This is a genomic window from Actinomadura sp. ATCC 39365, assembly GCF_054392275.1.
In genome coordinates, this window is the sequence record NZ_CP184335.1 from 779,211 (window position 1) to 791,986 (window position 12,776).

16 protein-coding genes are annotated in these 12,776 nt (G+C 71.9%); 4 read left to right on the forward strand and 12 right to left on the reverse strand.

Annotation, left to right across the window (positions count from 1 at the left end; genetic code table 11):
* Window positions 1-48 precede the first annotated feature (48 nt).
* The gene (locus ACNF49_RS04215) at window positions 49-486 is read left to right on the forward strand and encodes a hypothetical protein (protein ID WP_357982909.1); all 438 of its coding nucleotides are present in this window, start codon (window positions 49-51) and stop codon (window positions 484-486) included.
* A 99-nt stretch (window positions 487-585) separates the two neighbouring features.
* A complete protein-coding gene (locus ACNF49_RS04220; protein ID WP_357982906.1) occupies window positions 586-1,662 on the forward strand; it encodes an Rv3169 family protein in 1,077 nt (358 codons plus the stop codon).
* Window positions 1,663-1,834: 172 nt separating this feature from the next.
* Here the strand turns inward: ACNF49_RS04220 and ACNF49_RS04225 are convergent, their stop codons facing one another.
* A complete protein-coding gene (locus ACNF49_RS04225; protein WP_482942849.1) occupies window positions 1,835-2,191 on the reverse strand; it encodes a hypothetical protein in 357 nt (118 codons plus the stop codon).
* A 124-nt stretch (window positions 2,192-2,315) separates the two neighbouring features.
* On the opposite strand from ACNF49_RS04225, the gene ACNF49_RS04230 reads away from it, so the two are divergent.
* Entirely contained in the window at window positions 2,316-2,987 is a 672-nt protein-coding gene (locus ACNF49_RS04230; RefSeq protein ID WP_352363329.1) for a response regulator transcription factor, read from the forward strand.
* On the forward strand, window positions 2,984-4,333 hold the full coding sequence (locus ACNF49_RS04235; RefSeq protein WP_482942850.1) for a sensor histidine kinase: 1,350 nt from the start codon (window positions 2,984-2,986) through the stop codon (window positions 4,331-4,333). The genes ACNF49_RS04230 and ACNF49_RS04235 overlap by 4 nt, the downstream gene beginning before the upstream one ends.
* Here ACNF49_RS04235 and ACNF49_RS04240 read toward each other — a convergent pair.
* From ACNF49_RS04240 to ACNF49_RS04290, 11 genes are all read right to left on the reverse strand, one after another.
* Entirely contained in the window at window positions 4,320-5,285 is a 966-nt protein-coding gene (locus ACNF49_RS04240) for a GNAT family N-acetyltransferase (protein ID WP_482942851.1), read from the reverse strand. The genes ACNF49_RS04235 and ACNF49_RS04240 overlap by 14 nt on opposite strands.
* 10 nt (window positions 5,286-5,295) lie before the next feature.
* Window positions 5,296-5,646 (reverse strand): hypothetical protein, encoded by a 351-nt coding sequence (locus ACNF49_RS04245; RefSeq protein ID WP_357982894.1) that lies wholly within the window; start codon window positions 5,644-5,646, stop codon window positions 5,296-5,298.
* Complete coding sequence (locus ACNF49_RS04250; protein WP_357982891.1) at window positions 5,643-6,020, reverse strand: SgcJ/EcaC family oxidoreductase; 378 nt, start codon at window positions 6,018-6,020, stop codon at window positions 5,643-5,645. Before ACNF49_RS04250 ends, ACNF49_RS04245 begins: the two co-directional genes overlap by 4 nt.
* A gap of 115 nt (window positions 6,021-6,135) precedes the next feature.
* Entirely contained in the window at window positions 6,136-6,708 is a 573-nt protein-coding gene (locus ACNF49_RS04255; protein WP_357982888.1) for a PadR family transcriptional regulator, read from the reverse strand.
* A 35-nt stretch (window positions 6,709-6,743) separates the two neighbouring features.
* The gene (locus tag ACNF49_RS04260) at window positions 6,744-7,538 is read right to left on the reverse strand and encodes an MBL fold metallo-hydrolase (protein ID WP_482942852.1); all 795 of its coding nucleotides are present in this window, start codon (window positions 7,536-7,538) and stop codon (window positions 6,744-6,746) included.
* 34 nt (window positions 7,539-7,572) lie between these two features.
* The gene (locus tag ACNF49_RS04265; protein ID WP_482942853.1) at window positions 7,573-8,214 is read right to left on the reverse strand and encodes a response regulator; all 642 of its coding nucleotides are present in this window, start codon (window positions 8,212-8,214) and stop codon (window positions 7,573-7,575) included.
* Window positions 8,202-9,362, reverse strand: coding sequence for a sensor histidine kinase (locus ACNF49_RS04270; protein ID WP_482942854.1), 1,161 nt, complete (start codon window positions 9,360-9,362; stop codon window positions 8,202-8,204). Before ACNF49_RS04270 ends, ACNF49_RS04265 begins: the two co-directional genes overlap by 13 nt.
* Before the next feature lie 61 nt (window positions 9,363-9,423).
* Entirely contained in the window at window positions 9,424-9,840 is a 417-nt protein-coding gene (locus tag ACNF49_RS04275) for an acyl-CoA thioesterase (RefSeq protein WP_482942855.1), read from the reverse strand.
* Window positions 9,837-10,454 (reverse strand): TetR/AcrR family transcriptional regulator, encoded by a 618-nt coding sequence (locus ACNF49_RS04280; RefSeq protein WP_482942856.1) that lies wholly within the window; start codon window positions 10,452-10,454, stop codon window positions 9,837-9,839. The genes ACNF49_RS04275 and ACNF49_RS04280 overlap by 4 nt, the downstream gene beginning before the upstream one ends.
* A gap of 42 nt (window positions 10,455-10,496) precedes the next feature.
* Window positions 10,497-10,781: a hypothetical protein gene (locus ACNF49_RS04285; protein WP_482942857.1), complete on the reverse strand. Its 285-nt coding sequence runs from the start codon at window positions 10,779-10,781 to the stop codon at window positions 10,497-10,499.
* A gap of 185 nt (window positions 10,782-10,966) precedes the next feature.
* Window positions 10,967-12,766, reverse strand: a complete 1,800-nt coding sequence (locus ACNF49_RS04290) for a flavin-containing monooxygenase (protein ID WP_482942858.1) — start codon at window positions 12,764-12,766, stop codon at window positions 10,967-10,969.
* Window positions 12,767-12,776 lie beyond the last annotated feature (10 nt).

Sequence of the window (12,776 nt, forward strand, 5' to 3'; positions counted from 1 at the left end):
AAGAGACGCCGCGTGGTAATAGAGGTACCCGCCACGTGGATGGGCCGTATGAAGGCCCAGGCCGTCAAGACCGGCCATCGCATGGCGCCAATGGCGGACCAGGCCAAGGTGGCCACCGTACAGCGCATCGAAGACGCCCGTTACTGGGCGGCGCCCCGGCTCGACGCCGCGGCGCACGGGTTCGAGGATCAGGTCGCCCCCAAGGTCAGCAGGATGCTGTCGGCGGCGGCCAAGAGAATCGACCCGAAACCGTCCCGGTCACGGCGGTGGCCGACGATGGTGCTGCTGACCGGTCTTGCGGTCGGCGCGATCGGCTACATGGCCTACCGTCGCAACGCCCAGCAGTGGACCGAGCACATGAAGGACTCTGCCTCCGATGCATCACGCTGGGTCGGTGAAAAGGCGGACAGGACCGCGCATTCCGCGGACCGGATGGCGTCCAACGTGCAGAACAAGACGGACCAGGCATCGCACAACATGCCCTGATCCGGACCGGAAGCGCGCCCCCGCTCTCACCAGAGCGGGGGCGCGCTTCCGCGTTCCGGTCCGTTGACTGTTCACCAAGCGCTTGCTACAAACCCGAGCATGGCGCTGTCACCGCTCGACGATCACCCCGTGCACCAGACCGCTCAGGTCATGCGGCACGTCGCCACCTCCGACCGCAACTTCTACGACCGCTACTACTTCAACTGCCACGCCGGCACCGACGAGCTCATGCTGATCGTCGGCCTCGGCCAGTACCCCAACCTCGGCGTCACCGACGCCTTCGCCTGCGTACGGCACGGCGACCTGCACCGGGTCGTGCGGGCCTCGCGCGAGCTGGGTCCCGACCGGATGGACACCAGGATCGGCCCCTTCCGGGTCGAGGTGATCGAAGGGCTCAAGCGGCTCCGCGTGATCCTGGAGCCGTCCGAGCATGGCCTGTCCTTCGAGCTCGACTGGGAGGGGACGATCCCGGCGACCCTCGAACCCCGCCACTTCCTGCGATGGCAGGAACGGGTGATGTTCGACTCGGTGCGGCTCGCCCAGACCGGCCGCTGGTCCGGCAGCATCACCGTCGGCGACCAGGTGATCCCGGTCACCCCCGACCGCTGGCTCGGCACCAGGGACCGGTCATGGGGCGTGCGGCCGGTCGGCGAACCCGAGCCGCCCGGCATCCAGGCGAACAACCCCGGCACGTTCTACTGGCTGTACACCCCGATGAAGTTCGACGACCACGCCATCCTGTGCATCATCCAGGAGGACCACCGTGGCCGGCGGCTGCTGGAGGAGGCCGTACGCGTCTGGACGGACGGGCGGGAGGAGGAGTATCTCGGCCGGCCGGACTACCGCCCGGTCTACGCCCCGGGCACCCGGGACGTCGTGGACGCCGTGATCGCCTTCTCGCCGCCGGGCGGCAAGCCGTTCGAGGTGCGCTGCACGCCGGTGCTGCCGGTCCACCTCATGGCCGGCACCGGATACGGGCTGGAGCCGGAGTGGCGGCACGGCATGTACCAGGGGCCGGGGCCGGTCGTGCAGGGGGTGACGTACCGGCTGCCCGACGACGCCGCCAGGATGTGGGGCCTGGTCGACGCCGTCGGCCGTTTCGAGTACGACGGGCTCGTCGGCCACGGCCTGTACGAGTACTGGGCGCTCGGCCCGCACCCGTCGTTCCCTGAGTGAACCTACTTGGCGGGCTCGGCGGGCGCGCAGACGATGTGGACGACCTTGCTGTGGTCGTCCAGCTTCACGGCGCCCGGGGGAAGCTCGGTCGCGGGCAGCGCCGGGACCATCCGTACCGCCTCACCCTCGGAAAGGGTGTCGCTCGGCTCGGTGGGCCCGCTCTCGGCGTCGGTCAGGGGGTCGCCGGGACGGTGGGCGCGGCCTCGGTGCCGGCCTGAGGGGTGGTCGGTGCGGCCTCGGTGACGGTCCCGGGGGCGAGCTCGATCACGCGTCCCTGCTCGGCCTTGAGCTCCGGCGCGCCGTCCGCCCGCTCCCCCTTCTCGTCGCGCATGACGAACACGCGGGCCGCCGGGCCATCGGCGAGCTTGACCTCCTTGCCGTCCGGCGTCCGGCAGGACACCGCGGCCGTGGTGGCGGTGGCGGTGGTGGCGTCGGGGGCCGGGGTTCCGTCGGCCAGGGCGGAGCCGCCCAGGACCGAGAGCGCGAGCACCCCCACCGTGCCGAGGACCGCGAGACGTCGCTTGAACATGCATTCTCCTCAGTGGAATCCATCCGAACGCCCCGAGCGTGCTCGCCCGCACCTGAAGCGACCCTGAACGCGCCCTAAATGATCTTCAGGTTGGCTTTAGGTTCGCTCAGGCACTCTGGACGTCGTGCGAGTGCTGCTGGTGGAGGACGAGGAACGGCTGGCCGGCCTGATCAAGGGCGGGCTGGCGGGCGAGGGCTTCGCCGTGGACGTGGCCCACGACGGGCGCGACGGCCTGTGGATGGCGACCGAGAACGCCTACGACGTGATCGTCCTGGACGTGATGCTGCCCAGGATGAACGGCTACACGGTCTGCTCCCGGCTGCGCGAGGCGGGCGACTGGACCCCGATCATGATGCTCACCGCCAAGGACGGCGTCTACGACGAGGCCGAGTCGCTCGACAACGGCGCGGACGACTACCTGGCCAAGCCGTTCTCGTACGTGGTGCTGCTGGCCCGGCTGCGCGCCCTGGTGCGGCGCGGCGGGACCGAGCGGCCGGTGACGATCACGGTCGGCGACCTGGTGGTGGACCCGGCCGGCCTGCGCTGCCGCAGGGGCGGGGTGGAGGTCGGGCTGACGCCGAAGGAGTTCGCGGTGCTGCACGCGCTCGCCCGCCGCCCCGGCGAGGTGGTCTCCAAGAGCGAGCTGCTGGCCCAGGCGTGGGACTTCTCCTACGACGGCGACCCGAACATCGTCGAGGTGTACATCAGCGCCCTGCGCAGGAAGATCGACCTGCCGTTCGGCCGGACGACGCTGGTGACCGTACGGGGAGCGGGCTACCGGTTGGAGGCGGCATGAGGGCGCTGCTCGAACGACGGCCGAAGTGGGGGCGGGTGCCGGCCGGGCTGTCGTCGGTGCGGGTGCGGGCCACCGTCGCGGCGACGCTGGTGGTCGCCCTGGCACTCGGCGTGGCCGCCCTGGTGCTGGTCATGGCGTTGCGCGGCACGCTGGAGGGCAACGCGGGCGAGGAGGCGGCCCGGCGCGCCGTGGCGGCGATGCCGTACGCGGAGACGGTGCCGATCATGCCCGACGGGGCGACGCCGGCGGCCAGGACGACCGCCGCCCAGTCGAGCACGATCCTGGTGGACGACCTGTCCGTGGTACGGCTCGCCGATCCCGACCTCGTCCTGGCCGGCCGCGCCACCGGCTCGCCCGCCCTGTGGGCGCAGCCGGCCGACTACGCCGTCGCGGGGCTCCAGGTGAGCACGCCGACCGGCCCGGCCACGCTCTGGTCGCGGGTCTCCCTGGACGGCGTGCAGAAGGCCGTCCAGGCCCTGTACGGCGCGTTGCTGCCCGGCGTGCCCGCCCTGCTGCTCGTGGTGGCCGGGATGACCTGGTTCTCGGTGGGCCGCGCGCTGGCCCCCGTGGCCGCGATCAGGGCCAAGGTGGCCGACATCACGGCCCGCGACCTGCACCAGCGCGTGCCGGTGCCGGGCTCCAAGGACGAGATCGCGGCCCTGGCCACCACCGTGAACGGCACCCTCGACCGCCTGGAGACGGCGGTGGGCCGGCACAAGCGGTTCGTCGCCGACGCCGCGCACGAGCTGCGCAGCCCCATCGCCACCCTGCGTGCCCGGCTCGAACTGGCCGAGCAGAGCGAGCTCACCCGCGAGGCGCTGGCCGACGTCGAACGCCTGCAGTCGCTGGCCGCCGACCTGCTCATGCTGGCCAAGCTGGACGCCGGCGAGCCGCTGCGCACCGACGAGCTGGACCTGGGTCAGGTGGCGGCCGAGGAGTCGCTGCGCGCCAGGCGGCGCCCGGAGATCAGGGTCGAGCTGGACGTCGAGCCCGACGTGGTGCTGAACGGCTCCCGCGCCCACCTCGACCGGCTGGTCACCAACCTGGCCGACAACGCCGTACGGCACGCCGCCTCGGCCGTACGCGTACGGGTGCGCGCCGAGGAGGGCCAGGCCGTGCTGGAGGTGCACGACGACGGCCCGGGGATCCCGCCGGAGCAGCGCGAGGCCGTCTTCGGCCGCTTCACCCGCCTGGACGAGGCGCGGGCGAGGGACGCCGGCGGCGCCGGGCTCGGCCTGCCCATCGCCAGGGACATCGCCCACCTGCACGGCGGCACGCTCACGTACACGGACGCCGGTTTCGTGGCCCGGTTCCCTCTCGCGGAGGCGGCGCTCAGCCCGGTTTGACGGCCAGGGCGTAGTTCGTACTGCGCTGGAAGATCTCGAAGCCGGCGCGGGAGTAGACGCTGACGGCTCCCGTGGGGTTGTCGGCGTCGACGCCCAGCCCGGTCGTGTCGAACCCCTGCGCGCGGAAGGCGGCCAGGGCGTGCGCGATCAGCGCGCTGGCCACGCCCTTGCCCCGCCACTCCCTGAGCGTGCCGATGATCTGGATCCAGGCCCGGCGCTCGCCGGCCAGCTCGTTGTAGCCCTCGAAGGTGTGGGTGATGAGCGTGCCCACCGCCCGTCCCTCGTGCAGGGCCACGAACGACGATTCGGGCAGGAAGTTCTGGGAGCCGACGATGTAGTCGCGCCAGCTCTCCGGGGTGTGCGGGACGCTGCCCCAGTGGTCGAGGAACGCCTCGTTGCGTACGCGGCGGGCGCCCTCGTCCAGGTCGGGAGACCAGGGGGTGACGGTCACCCCGGCGGGCGGCGCGAAGGCCGGCAGGTCGCCCGACAGCGAACGTCCCATGTGGGCGAACCAGCGGTTGGCGACGAAACCGGCGCCCTCGGCCAGTGCCTTCAGCCCGAGGTTGGTGTCGGGCACGTAGAGGTGGATCTCCGGCTGGACGCCGGGGAAGGCCCGCTCGCTCAGCCCCGGCGCCGCGGCCAGGCTCCAGTCGACGATCCGCCGGCCGAGCCCGTGCCTGCGGTGGGCGGGGTGCACGCCGCCCGACAGCCGCATGACGTGGGTGTCGGTGGCGGACTGCCGGGCCGGCAGGTAGCCGTAGGCGACGATGCTGCCACCCTCCCTGGCCGCGAGCGTCCCCGCGGCCAGGTCGATCAGGCGGTGACCGAGCTGCTCCCTGACGTCGTCGAGGTCGTGGACCTCGCCCGTGCGATCCTCGGCCTCGATCGCGGCCAGGAGGGCGGCGAGCGCCTCGGCGTCGTCAGGGGTCAGCGGTTCCCACACCAGGCTCATGGCCAGCAGCCTAGGACAGCCTGGCGGAGCACCCCAATTCTCTCCCTATGCGGGCGATGCCCTCGGCGAAGCCCTTCCTCGTCCGCTGCCCGAACCCGATGAAGAACCGGTTGGCCAGGGGCACGCCCCAGCGTCCCCACTCGGCCACGTCGTAGACGCGGTGCTCCACGCGGGCGCCCTCGGGGTGCGGGAGCACGGTCCACTCGCCCCGGTACCACCAGCCGCCCTGGTAGGCGACGGTGTACCCGTCCTTCTCGACGGTCATGTGGTGTGCGGGCAGCGAGCGCGTCAGGGCCTGCCACACCTGCTCGGCCGGGGCGCCGATCACCCCGGCCACCTCGGTGATCAGCCGCTTCCTCATGGCTTGCGCACCCGGCTGTTCTGGAAGGAGGCGAACCGCCAGCCTTCCGGCGTGCGCAGCGCGGTCAGCGTGACGACGGACTCCCTGCTCGGGTCGGGCACGCCGGCCACCGACGAGTTGCCGCCGGCGATCACCAGCGCGACGTCGTCGGTCAGCGGCCTGACGATCGGCGCGGGGCCGCCCTCGGCGAGCTTGATGGAGGTCTCGAACAGCGCGCGGTGGGTCTCCTCGATCGCCTTCCTGCCCTGCAGGTGCAGGCCGAAGAACGTGATGTAGTCGGCGTCCTCGGTGAACAGGCCGGCGTAGGCGGCGGAGTCGCCGGCGTTCCAGGTCTCCGTCATCCGCGCCACCAGGCGGATGATCTCTTCGGACATGGCACAGCTCCTTTCGTCGCGGCGCCTATCCTGGGAGTTGCGCGTCCGGGCAGGGCAGGCGCCGTGTTCGGATGTCCGGCCGCCGGGGTGTTGGCGCACCCCGGCGGCCCTTCTCTCACCCCTCGGTCGTGCTCGTCCAGGCGAGCTCGCCCTGGTCGAGCCGGTCGAGAAGTCTTCTGATCCAGGCGAGCTCGGCGGCGTGCAGCGCCTGCTCGCACTCGACCTCCAGCATGAGGATCTCGGGCAGGCCACTGTCGTTCATGGCCTTGATGTGGCCTTCCATCCCGGCGAGCGTGCCTTCGAGGGTGGCGGCGCGGGTGCGCAGCGCCCGCTGCGCCTCGGGCAGCGGCAGGCAGCCGATCAGCGAGATGGCCGCCACGAAGGCGCGCCGGTCGGGGTCGGGCTGCTCCAGCAGCCGCCGGAGCCGGGTGATCAGCTCCTCGCGGCCCTCGTCGGTGATCTCGTAGACCGTGCGCTCGGGCCGGCGGCCCTCGCGGCCGGTCGCGGCGGGGGCGATCAGCTCGTCCCTGGCCAGCCGCTCGACCGCGTGGTAGAGGCTGCGCGGCAGGCCGGTGATGTAGTCCTTGTGCGTGTCGATGATGAAGCGGTGGAGCTCGTAGGGGTGGCTCGGGTGCAGCGTGAGCAGGGCGAGCACGGTCAGGTCGACCAGGCCATTGCGTTGTGCCATGTTGCCTCCCCCTATATTGCAAGTTGCAATATAGCTCACCTGTCGAGCTGGAGGAAGGCCCGCTCGATCGCCTGCCGCGCCACCTCCTCCGGGTACGGGAAGCGCGTGATCGAGTCGCGCAGCCCCTCCACGTGGGCCTTCGCGGCCAGCTCCGCCACCAGCGCCAGCTCGGCCTGCTGCTCCTGGACGAAGGCCCGGCCGACCACCGCGCCGTGCCCCGGCACGAACACCGGATCGGGCAGCGCGGCGAGCATCGCGGCCGTCGTGACCGGCCAGTCGAGCGGGTAGGAGTCGCCGAACGCCGGCGGCGCGCCCTCCTCGACCAGGTCACCGGCGAACACCACGCCGACGTCCGGCACGTGCACGACGATGTCGTTGCTGCTGTGGCCGAGCCCGAAGTGCCGCAGGTGCACCATGCGTCCGCCGATGTCGAGGCTGGCCGAGGCGGTGAAGGTGTGGTCGGGCGGCACGACGGCGACCTCCTCCATCTCCGCGCGGCGGTCGGGCAGCCGTTCCATGACGTCCGCGCGGTGCCGCTCGCCGTAGACGTCGATCTCCTCGGCGCACCGGACGTGGCTCCAGATCTCGGCGGGACGGAAGAGCGCGTTGCCGAAGTAGTGGTCGAAATGTGAATGGCTGTTCACGACCGTCCACGGGTAACCGGTGATCGTCCTGATCGCGTCGATCAGGTCGGCCGCCTCCCGGTGGGAGCTGCGGGTGTCGAGCACCAGGCAGTGCCCGTCGCCCACGATCAGGCCCGTGTTCAGGTCGAAGGACTCATGGCGACGCACGTAGACCCGGTCGCCGACCTCCTGCCACTGCTCGTTCATGCCAACGAACCTTACTTTTCGGACTTCCCGCCGGTCATCCCTGAAGGTAGGCCAGCACGGCCAGGACCCGGCGGTGGCCGTCGGCCTCCGGCGGCAGGTCGAGCTTGGTGAAGATGCCGGCGATGTGCTTGGCCACGGCGGCGTCGGTGACGACCAGCTCCCTGGCGATCGAGGCGTTCGCGCGGCCCTCGGCGATCAGGCCGAGCACCTGCTGCTCGCGCGGGGTGAGCCGGGCCAGCGGGTCGCGCCGCCGGCGCAGCAGCTGGCGCACCACCTCCGGGTCCACGACCGTGCCGCCCGCGGCCACCCGGTCGAGCGCGTCGACGAACTCGCGCACGTCGCCGATCCGGTCCTTCAGCAGGTAGCCGACGCCCGCGCCGTCGCCGGACTCCAGCAGCTCGGCCGCGTAGGTCTGCTCGACGTACTGGCTGAGCACGAGCACGGCCAGCTCGGGGTGGCGGCGGCGCAGGGCGAGCGCGGCGCGCAGGCCCTCGTCGGTGAAGTTCGGGGGCATGCGCACGTCGGTCACCACGGCGTCGGGGCGGTGCTCGGCGACCGCCGCGACCAGGGCGTCGGCGTCGCCGACCGAGGCCGCCACGGTGTGGCCGAAGCGTTCGAGCAGCCCGGCCAGCCCCTCGCGGAGCAGCACGGCATCCTCAGCGATCACGACGCGCACGGGATCTCCACTCGTACCAGGGTCGGGCCGCCCGGCGGGCTGGACACCGACAATCTTCCCGCCACCACGGCCAGCCTGTCGGCCAGGCCGGTCAGCCCCGTTCCCCTCGCCGGGTCCGCGCCGCCGACGCCGTCGTCGCGCACCTCGACGGCCAGCGTGCCGGCCGCCGTCCGGGCGGTGACCGCGGCCCTGGTGGCTCCGCTGTGCCTGGCCACGTTCGCCAGCGCCTCGCTGACCACGTAGTACGCGGTGACCTCGACGGGCGCGGGCAGCCGGCCGAGCTCCTCGGCGTCCACGTCCACGGGGACGGGCGAGCGTCCGGCCACGTCGCGGATCGCCGCGCCCAGCCCCCGGTCGGTGAGCACCTGCGAGTGCACGCCCCGGATCAGCTCGCGCAGCTCGGCCAGCGCCTGCCTGGCCTCGTCGTGCGCCGCGTCGAGCATCCGGGCCGTCGGCGAGTCCTCGGGCACGTCCAGCCGGGCGAGGCCGAGCGTAATCGACAGGGCGACCAGCCGCTGCTGCGCGCCGTCGTGCAGGTCCCGCTCGATCCGGCGGCGCTCGGTCTCGAACGCGTCCACCAGGCGCGCCCGCGACCGCATGACCTCGCTCAGCTCCGACCCGGCCGGCGCGAGCACCGCCCTGACCATCGCCCCGCGCGCACCGCCCCACGCCGTGATCGTGTACGCCGCCACCGGCAGCAGCAGCACCCCCGCCACGCTCGCCACGGCGCCGAATGCCGGCACGGCCTCCGGCTGGACCACGGGGGACAGGATCAGCAGGACCGGCCCCCCGACGGTGAACCCCAGCATGACCAGGTCGATCCACCACATGGCGAACACCGTCATGACCGCGACCCCGGCCTCCCGCCGGCGCCGGTCGGGCACCTGCGGCAGCGGCACGGTGTCCACCAGGCGCAGCCGCACGCGTTCGAACCGGGCGATCAGCGGCACGACCAGCGCCAGCAGCACCGGTACGAGCAGCAGGCCGGCCGGCGATTCGGTGAGCCCGACCACCGTGACCCCGAGGGCGACGGCCGCCCCCGGGACCACGCTGCCCAGCAGGTACGCCACGCACCGCCACGGCCAGGCCGACCGCAGGAAGGCGGGCGGCCGCTGCGTGAGCGCTTCGAGCGCGGTCCTGTTTCCCACCCGGTGACCGTATCCGGGGACGGGAGCGGCCCGCAGTAGTGCAGGGTCTACCGTCGGCGGCTCAGCCCACCATCAGCGGCTCGGCGGCGGTACGCAGCTCGGCGCTGAACGGCGTGGGCCGGAAGGTCTGCGGGTCGAGGTTGACGTTGACGCGGTAGCCCTCGGCGTGCACGACCGAGCGGTCCTCGGACAGGACGCGGAAGCCGTAGACGCCGCTGGTGCGGCCCATGCGGTCGATCCAGAAGTCGACCAGCACCTCGCCCGCCCCCATGACCGGCGCGTTGTAGGTGATCTTGAACTCGCGTACGGCCAGGTAGAGGTCCTTGAACTTGGAGATCGCCGGGTCGAAGCTCCAGCCCTGCTCGGCCCAGTAGGCGGAGATCGCGCGCTCGACCAGCAGGGCGTAACGCGAGTTGTGCAGCAGGCCCATCGCGTCGAGGTCGTCGAAGTGCACCTGGGCGGGGCGGGTCTGGATCACGCGAGCTCCTTCAGTCGGTCGTGGACGGCTCGGCGGGCCCGCTCGTAGGCGGCCTCGCCCCTGCCGAGCAGGCGGGTGTGGGTGACCACGGCCTCGCCCAGGGCGTCGATCTCGTACGCGAGCTGCGCCGGGTCGGTCTCCGGGGGCAGCTCCCCCAGCTCGACCGCCTCCCGGACCAGCCGCTCGATGAACCTCAGCCAGTCGGCCATCGACTCGGCCACCCGGTCCTTGACCGGGCCTGGACGGTCGTCGAACTCCACCCGCGCCGTGTAGAAGAAGCACCCGCCGGGCAGGACGCCCTTCTCGTAGAAGCGCAGGCGGGCCTCGTGCAGGGCCAGGACGCGGGCCACGCCGGGAGCGGCCTTGAGCGCGGGCTTGACGATCTCGTCGGTCCATTGGCGGACGGCCCACTCGATGGTGTCGAGCTGGAGTTGCTCCTTATCCCGCCAGTGTGCGAAAAATCCGGATTTGCTGACCCCGGCGGCTTCGGCCAGCCGGCCCAGGGTCAGCCCGTCCAGACCGTGCACCGAGGCCAGTGACACGGCCTGCCCGAGGATCGCCTCGCGGCTGCGCTGCCCGCGCGCCCGGCGACCGTCTTCCTTCACGTCGGCCATGCCGCCAGCATACATTAACGACCGATCGTTCAGATAGGTGGGTCAGACCCTCCCGTAGCGCACCGCGACCGCGTCGAACATGCTGACCGCCGCCGCGGCGTCCGCGTCCGCGAGCGGGCAGCCGAGCTGGGGATCGTTGCCGTCGAGCCCCGACTCCCGCTCGACGATCCGCGCCACCTGGTACATCAGGTCCACGACCCGGCTCGCGGCCTCACCGTGCCACCGGTACGGCACGCTGATCCCCCAGCCGCCCTCCCAGTGGTTCACGGAGATGCCGGTGCCCTCGTGCTCGAGGTCCCAGTTGGGCGGGTCCTCGAAGATCGTCACGTCGCCGAGGAGCGCGCGGGGCCTGGGTGACGACGTTGTTCCAGGCCACCATGTCCGGCGGGCGCGGCTCGTCGCCCTCCGAGCCGAAGTACAGGTCGTAGCTCATGGTGGACGAAACTAGTGCCCATCCCTGACGAATCCGCGCAAATATCGCGTTCGCCCGAGCGCGAGCGCGAGCGGCCGGATCATTCCGCCTCTGCGCGCTTGCGGAACTCCAGCCCCTCGAACGCCCCCGACGTGCGCCAGCTGTCGATGTAGGCGAAGTACGCCATCGCCCCCTGTGGATGGCCGATGTTCAGCCGGCCTTTCCTGCCGGGGTCGTGGCCCTCGTTGTTGTAGTAGCCGGGCGTGCAGTCGGCGGAGGCGCCCAGGATGCTTCCCGGGCCCGACAGCAGCAGCTCGATCCAGGCGTCCTCGGCCTCCCGCGTCGCCTCGACCTCGTCGAAGCCCTGGTCGAGCGCGTGGCTGACGATCGTGGCGATCGTCCGGCCGGCCTCGGTGAGGTTGTGCGGGATGTTGGAGATGAGGTTCGCGCCCTGCGTGGGCTGGACGACGAAGGCGTTCGGGAAGCCGTGCACGTGGATGCCGTGCAGGGTGCGCATGCCGTCCGCCCAGCGGTCGGTGAGCCGGACGCCGTCGCGGCCGGTCAGCTCGTAGCCGGCGCGCCGGGTGTAGTCGGTGGTCACCTCGAAGCCCGAGGCGTAGATGACGCAGTCGACCTCGTACTCGACGCCCGCGGCCACCACCCCGCGCCCGGTGACGCGCTCGACGCCCTTGCCGTCGGTGTCCACCAGGTGGGTGCCCGGCACGTTGAAGGACTGCAGGTACTCGTCGTGGAAGCAGGGACGCTTGCAGAGCTGGCGGTACCAGGCCTTGAGCCTCGCGGCGGTCTCCGGGTCGGCGACGATCGCGTCGACGCGGGCCCGGATCTCCTCCATCTTCTCGAAGTCGGAGTCCTCGTACGCCTGCGCCATCTTCTCCGGGGTCAGGTCCTCGGGCGGGAGGGCCGCGATGCGGGCGCGGACGCGGCGGGCGATGTCGGTCCAGCCGTCCATCACCAGGTCCTCGTCGACCAGGCCGCCGGTCTGGTTGCCGGTGAAGTTCTCCAGCCAGCGCTGTTGCCAGCCCGCGGTGGCGATCCCGGCGAACCAGGCGGGGTCGGTGGGCCGGTTGTCGCGTACGTCCACCGAGGAGGGGGTGCGCTGGAACACGTACAGCTCGGCGCAGGCGCGGGCCAGGTGCGGCACGCACTGGACGGCCGTCGCGCCCGTGCCGATGACGGCGACGCGCTTGTCCGCCAGCCGGTCCATGGGCGCGCCCGTGGGGTCGCCGCCGGTGTAGTCGTAGTCCCAGCGGCTGGTGTGGAACGCGTGCCCGCGGAAGTCGTCGATGCCCGGGATGCCGGGGAGTTTGGGCACGTGCAGGGGGCCGATGCCCATGACCACGAACCGGGCGGTGAACGCGTCGCCGCGGTTCGTGCGGACTGTCCAGCGCGACCGGGACGCGTCCCACTCCAGGTCCTGGACCTCGGTGTGGAAGAGCGCGTCGTCGTACAGGCCGTAGTGCTTGCCGATGCGGCGGCAGTGTTCGAGGATCTCGGGGGCGTGCGCGTACTTCTCCGTCGGCATGTGGCCGGTCTCCTCCAGGAGCGGCATGTACACGAACGACGCGGTGTCGCACTGGGCTCCCGGGTAGCGGTTCCAGTACCAGGTGCCGCCGAAGTCGCCGCCCTTCTCGACGATCCGCACGTCGTCGACCCCCGCCTCCCTGAGCCGGGCGCCGGTGACGAGCCCGGCGAACCCGCCGCCGACGACGGCCACCGTCACGTGGTCGGTCTTCGGTTCGCGCTCGGTCCTCGGCGTGTACGGGTCGTCGAGGTAGTGGGCGAAGCGGCCGGTGAGGCGGACGTACTGGTCGTTGCCGTCCGGGCGGAGCCGCTTGTCGCGCTCTTCGAGGTATTTGCGGCGGAGGGCTTCCTTGTCCATGCGTCCTCCG

Excerpts from the sequence above, each read along its gene's own strand:
- ACNF49_RS04215 (WP_357982909.1), top strand. The coding sequence starts at position 49 with ATGAAGGCCCAGGCCGTCAAGACCGGCCATCGCATGGCGCCAATGGCG.
- ACNF49_RS04220 (WP_357982906.1), top strand. The coding sequence starts at position 586 with ATGGCGCTGTCACCGCTCGACGATCACCCCGTGCACCAGACCGCTCAG.
- ACNF49_RS04225 (WP_482942849.1), bottom strand. The coding sequence starts at position 2,191 with ATGTTCAAGCGACGTCTCGCGGTCCTCGGCACGGTGGGGGTGCTCGCG.
- ACNF49_RS04235 (WP_482942850.1), top strand. The coding sequence starts at position 2,984 with ATGAGGGCGCTGCTCGAACGACGGCCGAAGTGGGGGCGGGTGCCGGCC.
- ACNF49_RS04240 (WP_482942851.1), bottom strand. The coding sequence starts at position 5,285 with ATGAGCCTGGTGTGGGAACCGCTGACCCCTGACGACGCCGAGGCGCTC.
- ACNF49_RS04245 (WP_357982894.1), bottom strand. The coding sequence starts at position 5,646 with ATGAGGAAGCGGCTGATCACCGAGGTGGCCGGGGTGATCGGCGCCCCG.
- ACNF49_RS04250 (WP_357982891.1), bottom strand. The coding sequence starts at position 6,020 with ATGTCCGAAGAGATCATCCGCCTGGTGGCGCGGATGACGGAGACCTGG.
- ACNF49_RS04255 (WP_357982888.1), bottom strand. The coding sequence starts at position 6,708 with ATGGCACAACGCAATGGCCTGGTCGACCTGACCGTGCTCGCCCTGCTC.
- ACNF49_RS04260 (WP_482942852.1), bottom strand. The coding sequence starts at position 7,538 with ATGAACGAGCAGTGGCAGGAGGTCGGCGACCGGGTCTACGTGCGTCGC.
- ACNF49_RS04280 (WP_482942856.1), bottom strand. The coding sequence starts at position 10,454 with ATGGCCGACGTGAAGGAAGACGGTCGCCGGGCGCGCGGGCAGCGCAGC.
- ACNF49_RS04290 (WP_482942858.1), bottom strand. The coding sequence starts at position 12,766 with ATGGACAAGGAAGCCCTCCGCCGCAAATACCTCGAAGAGCGCGACAAG.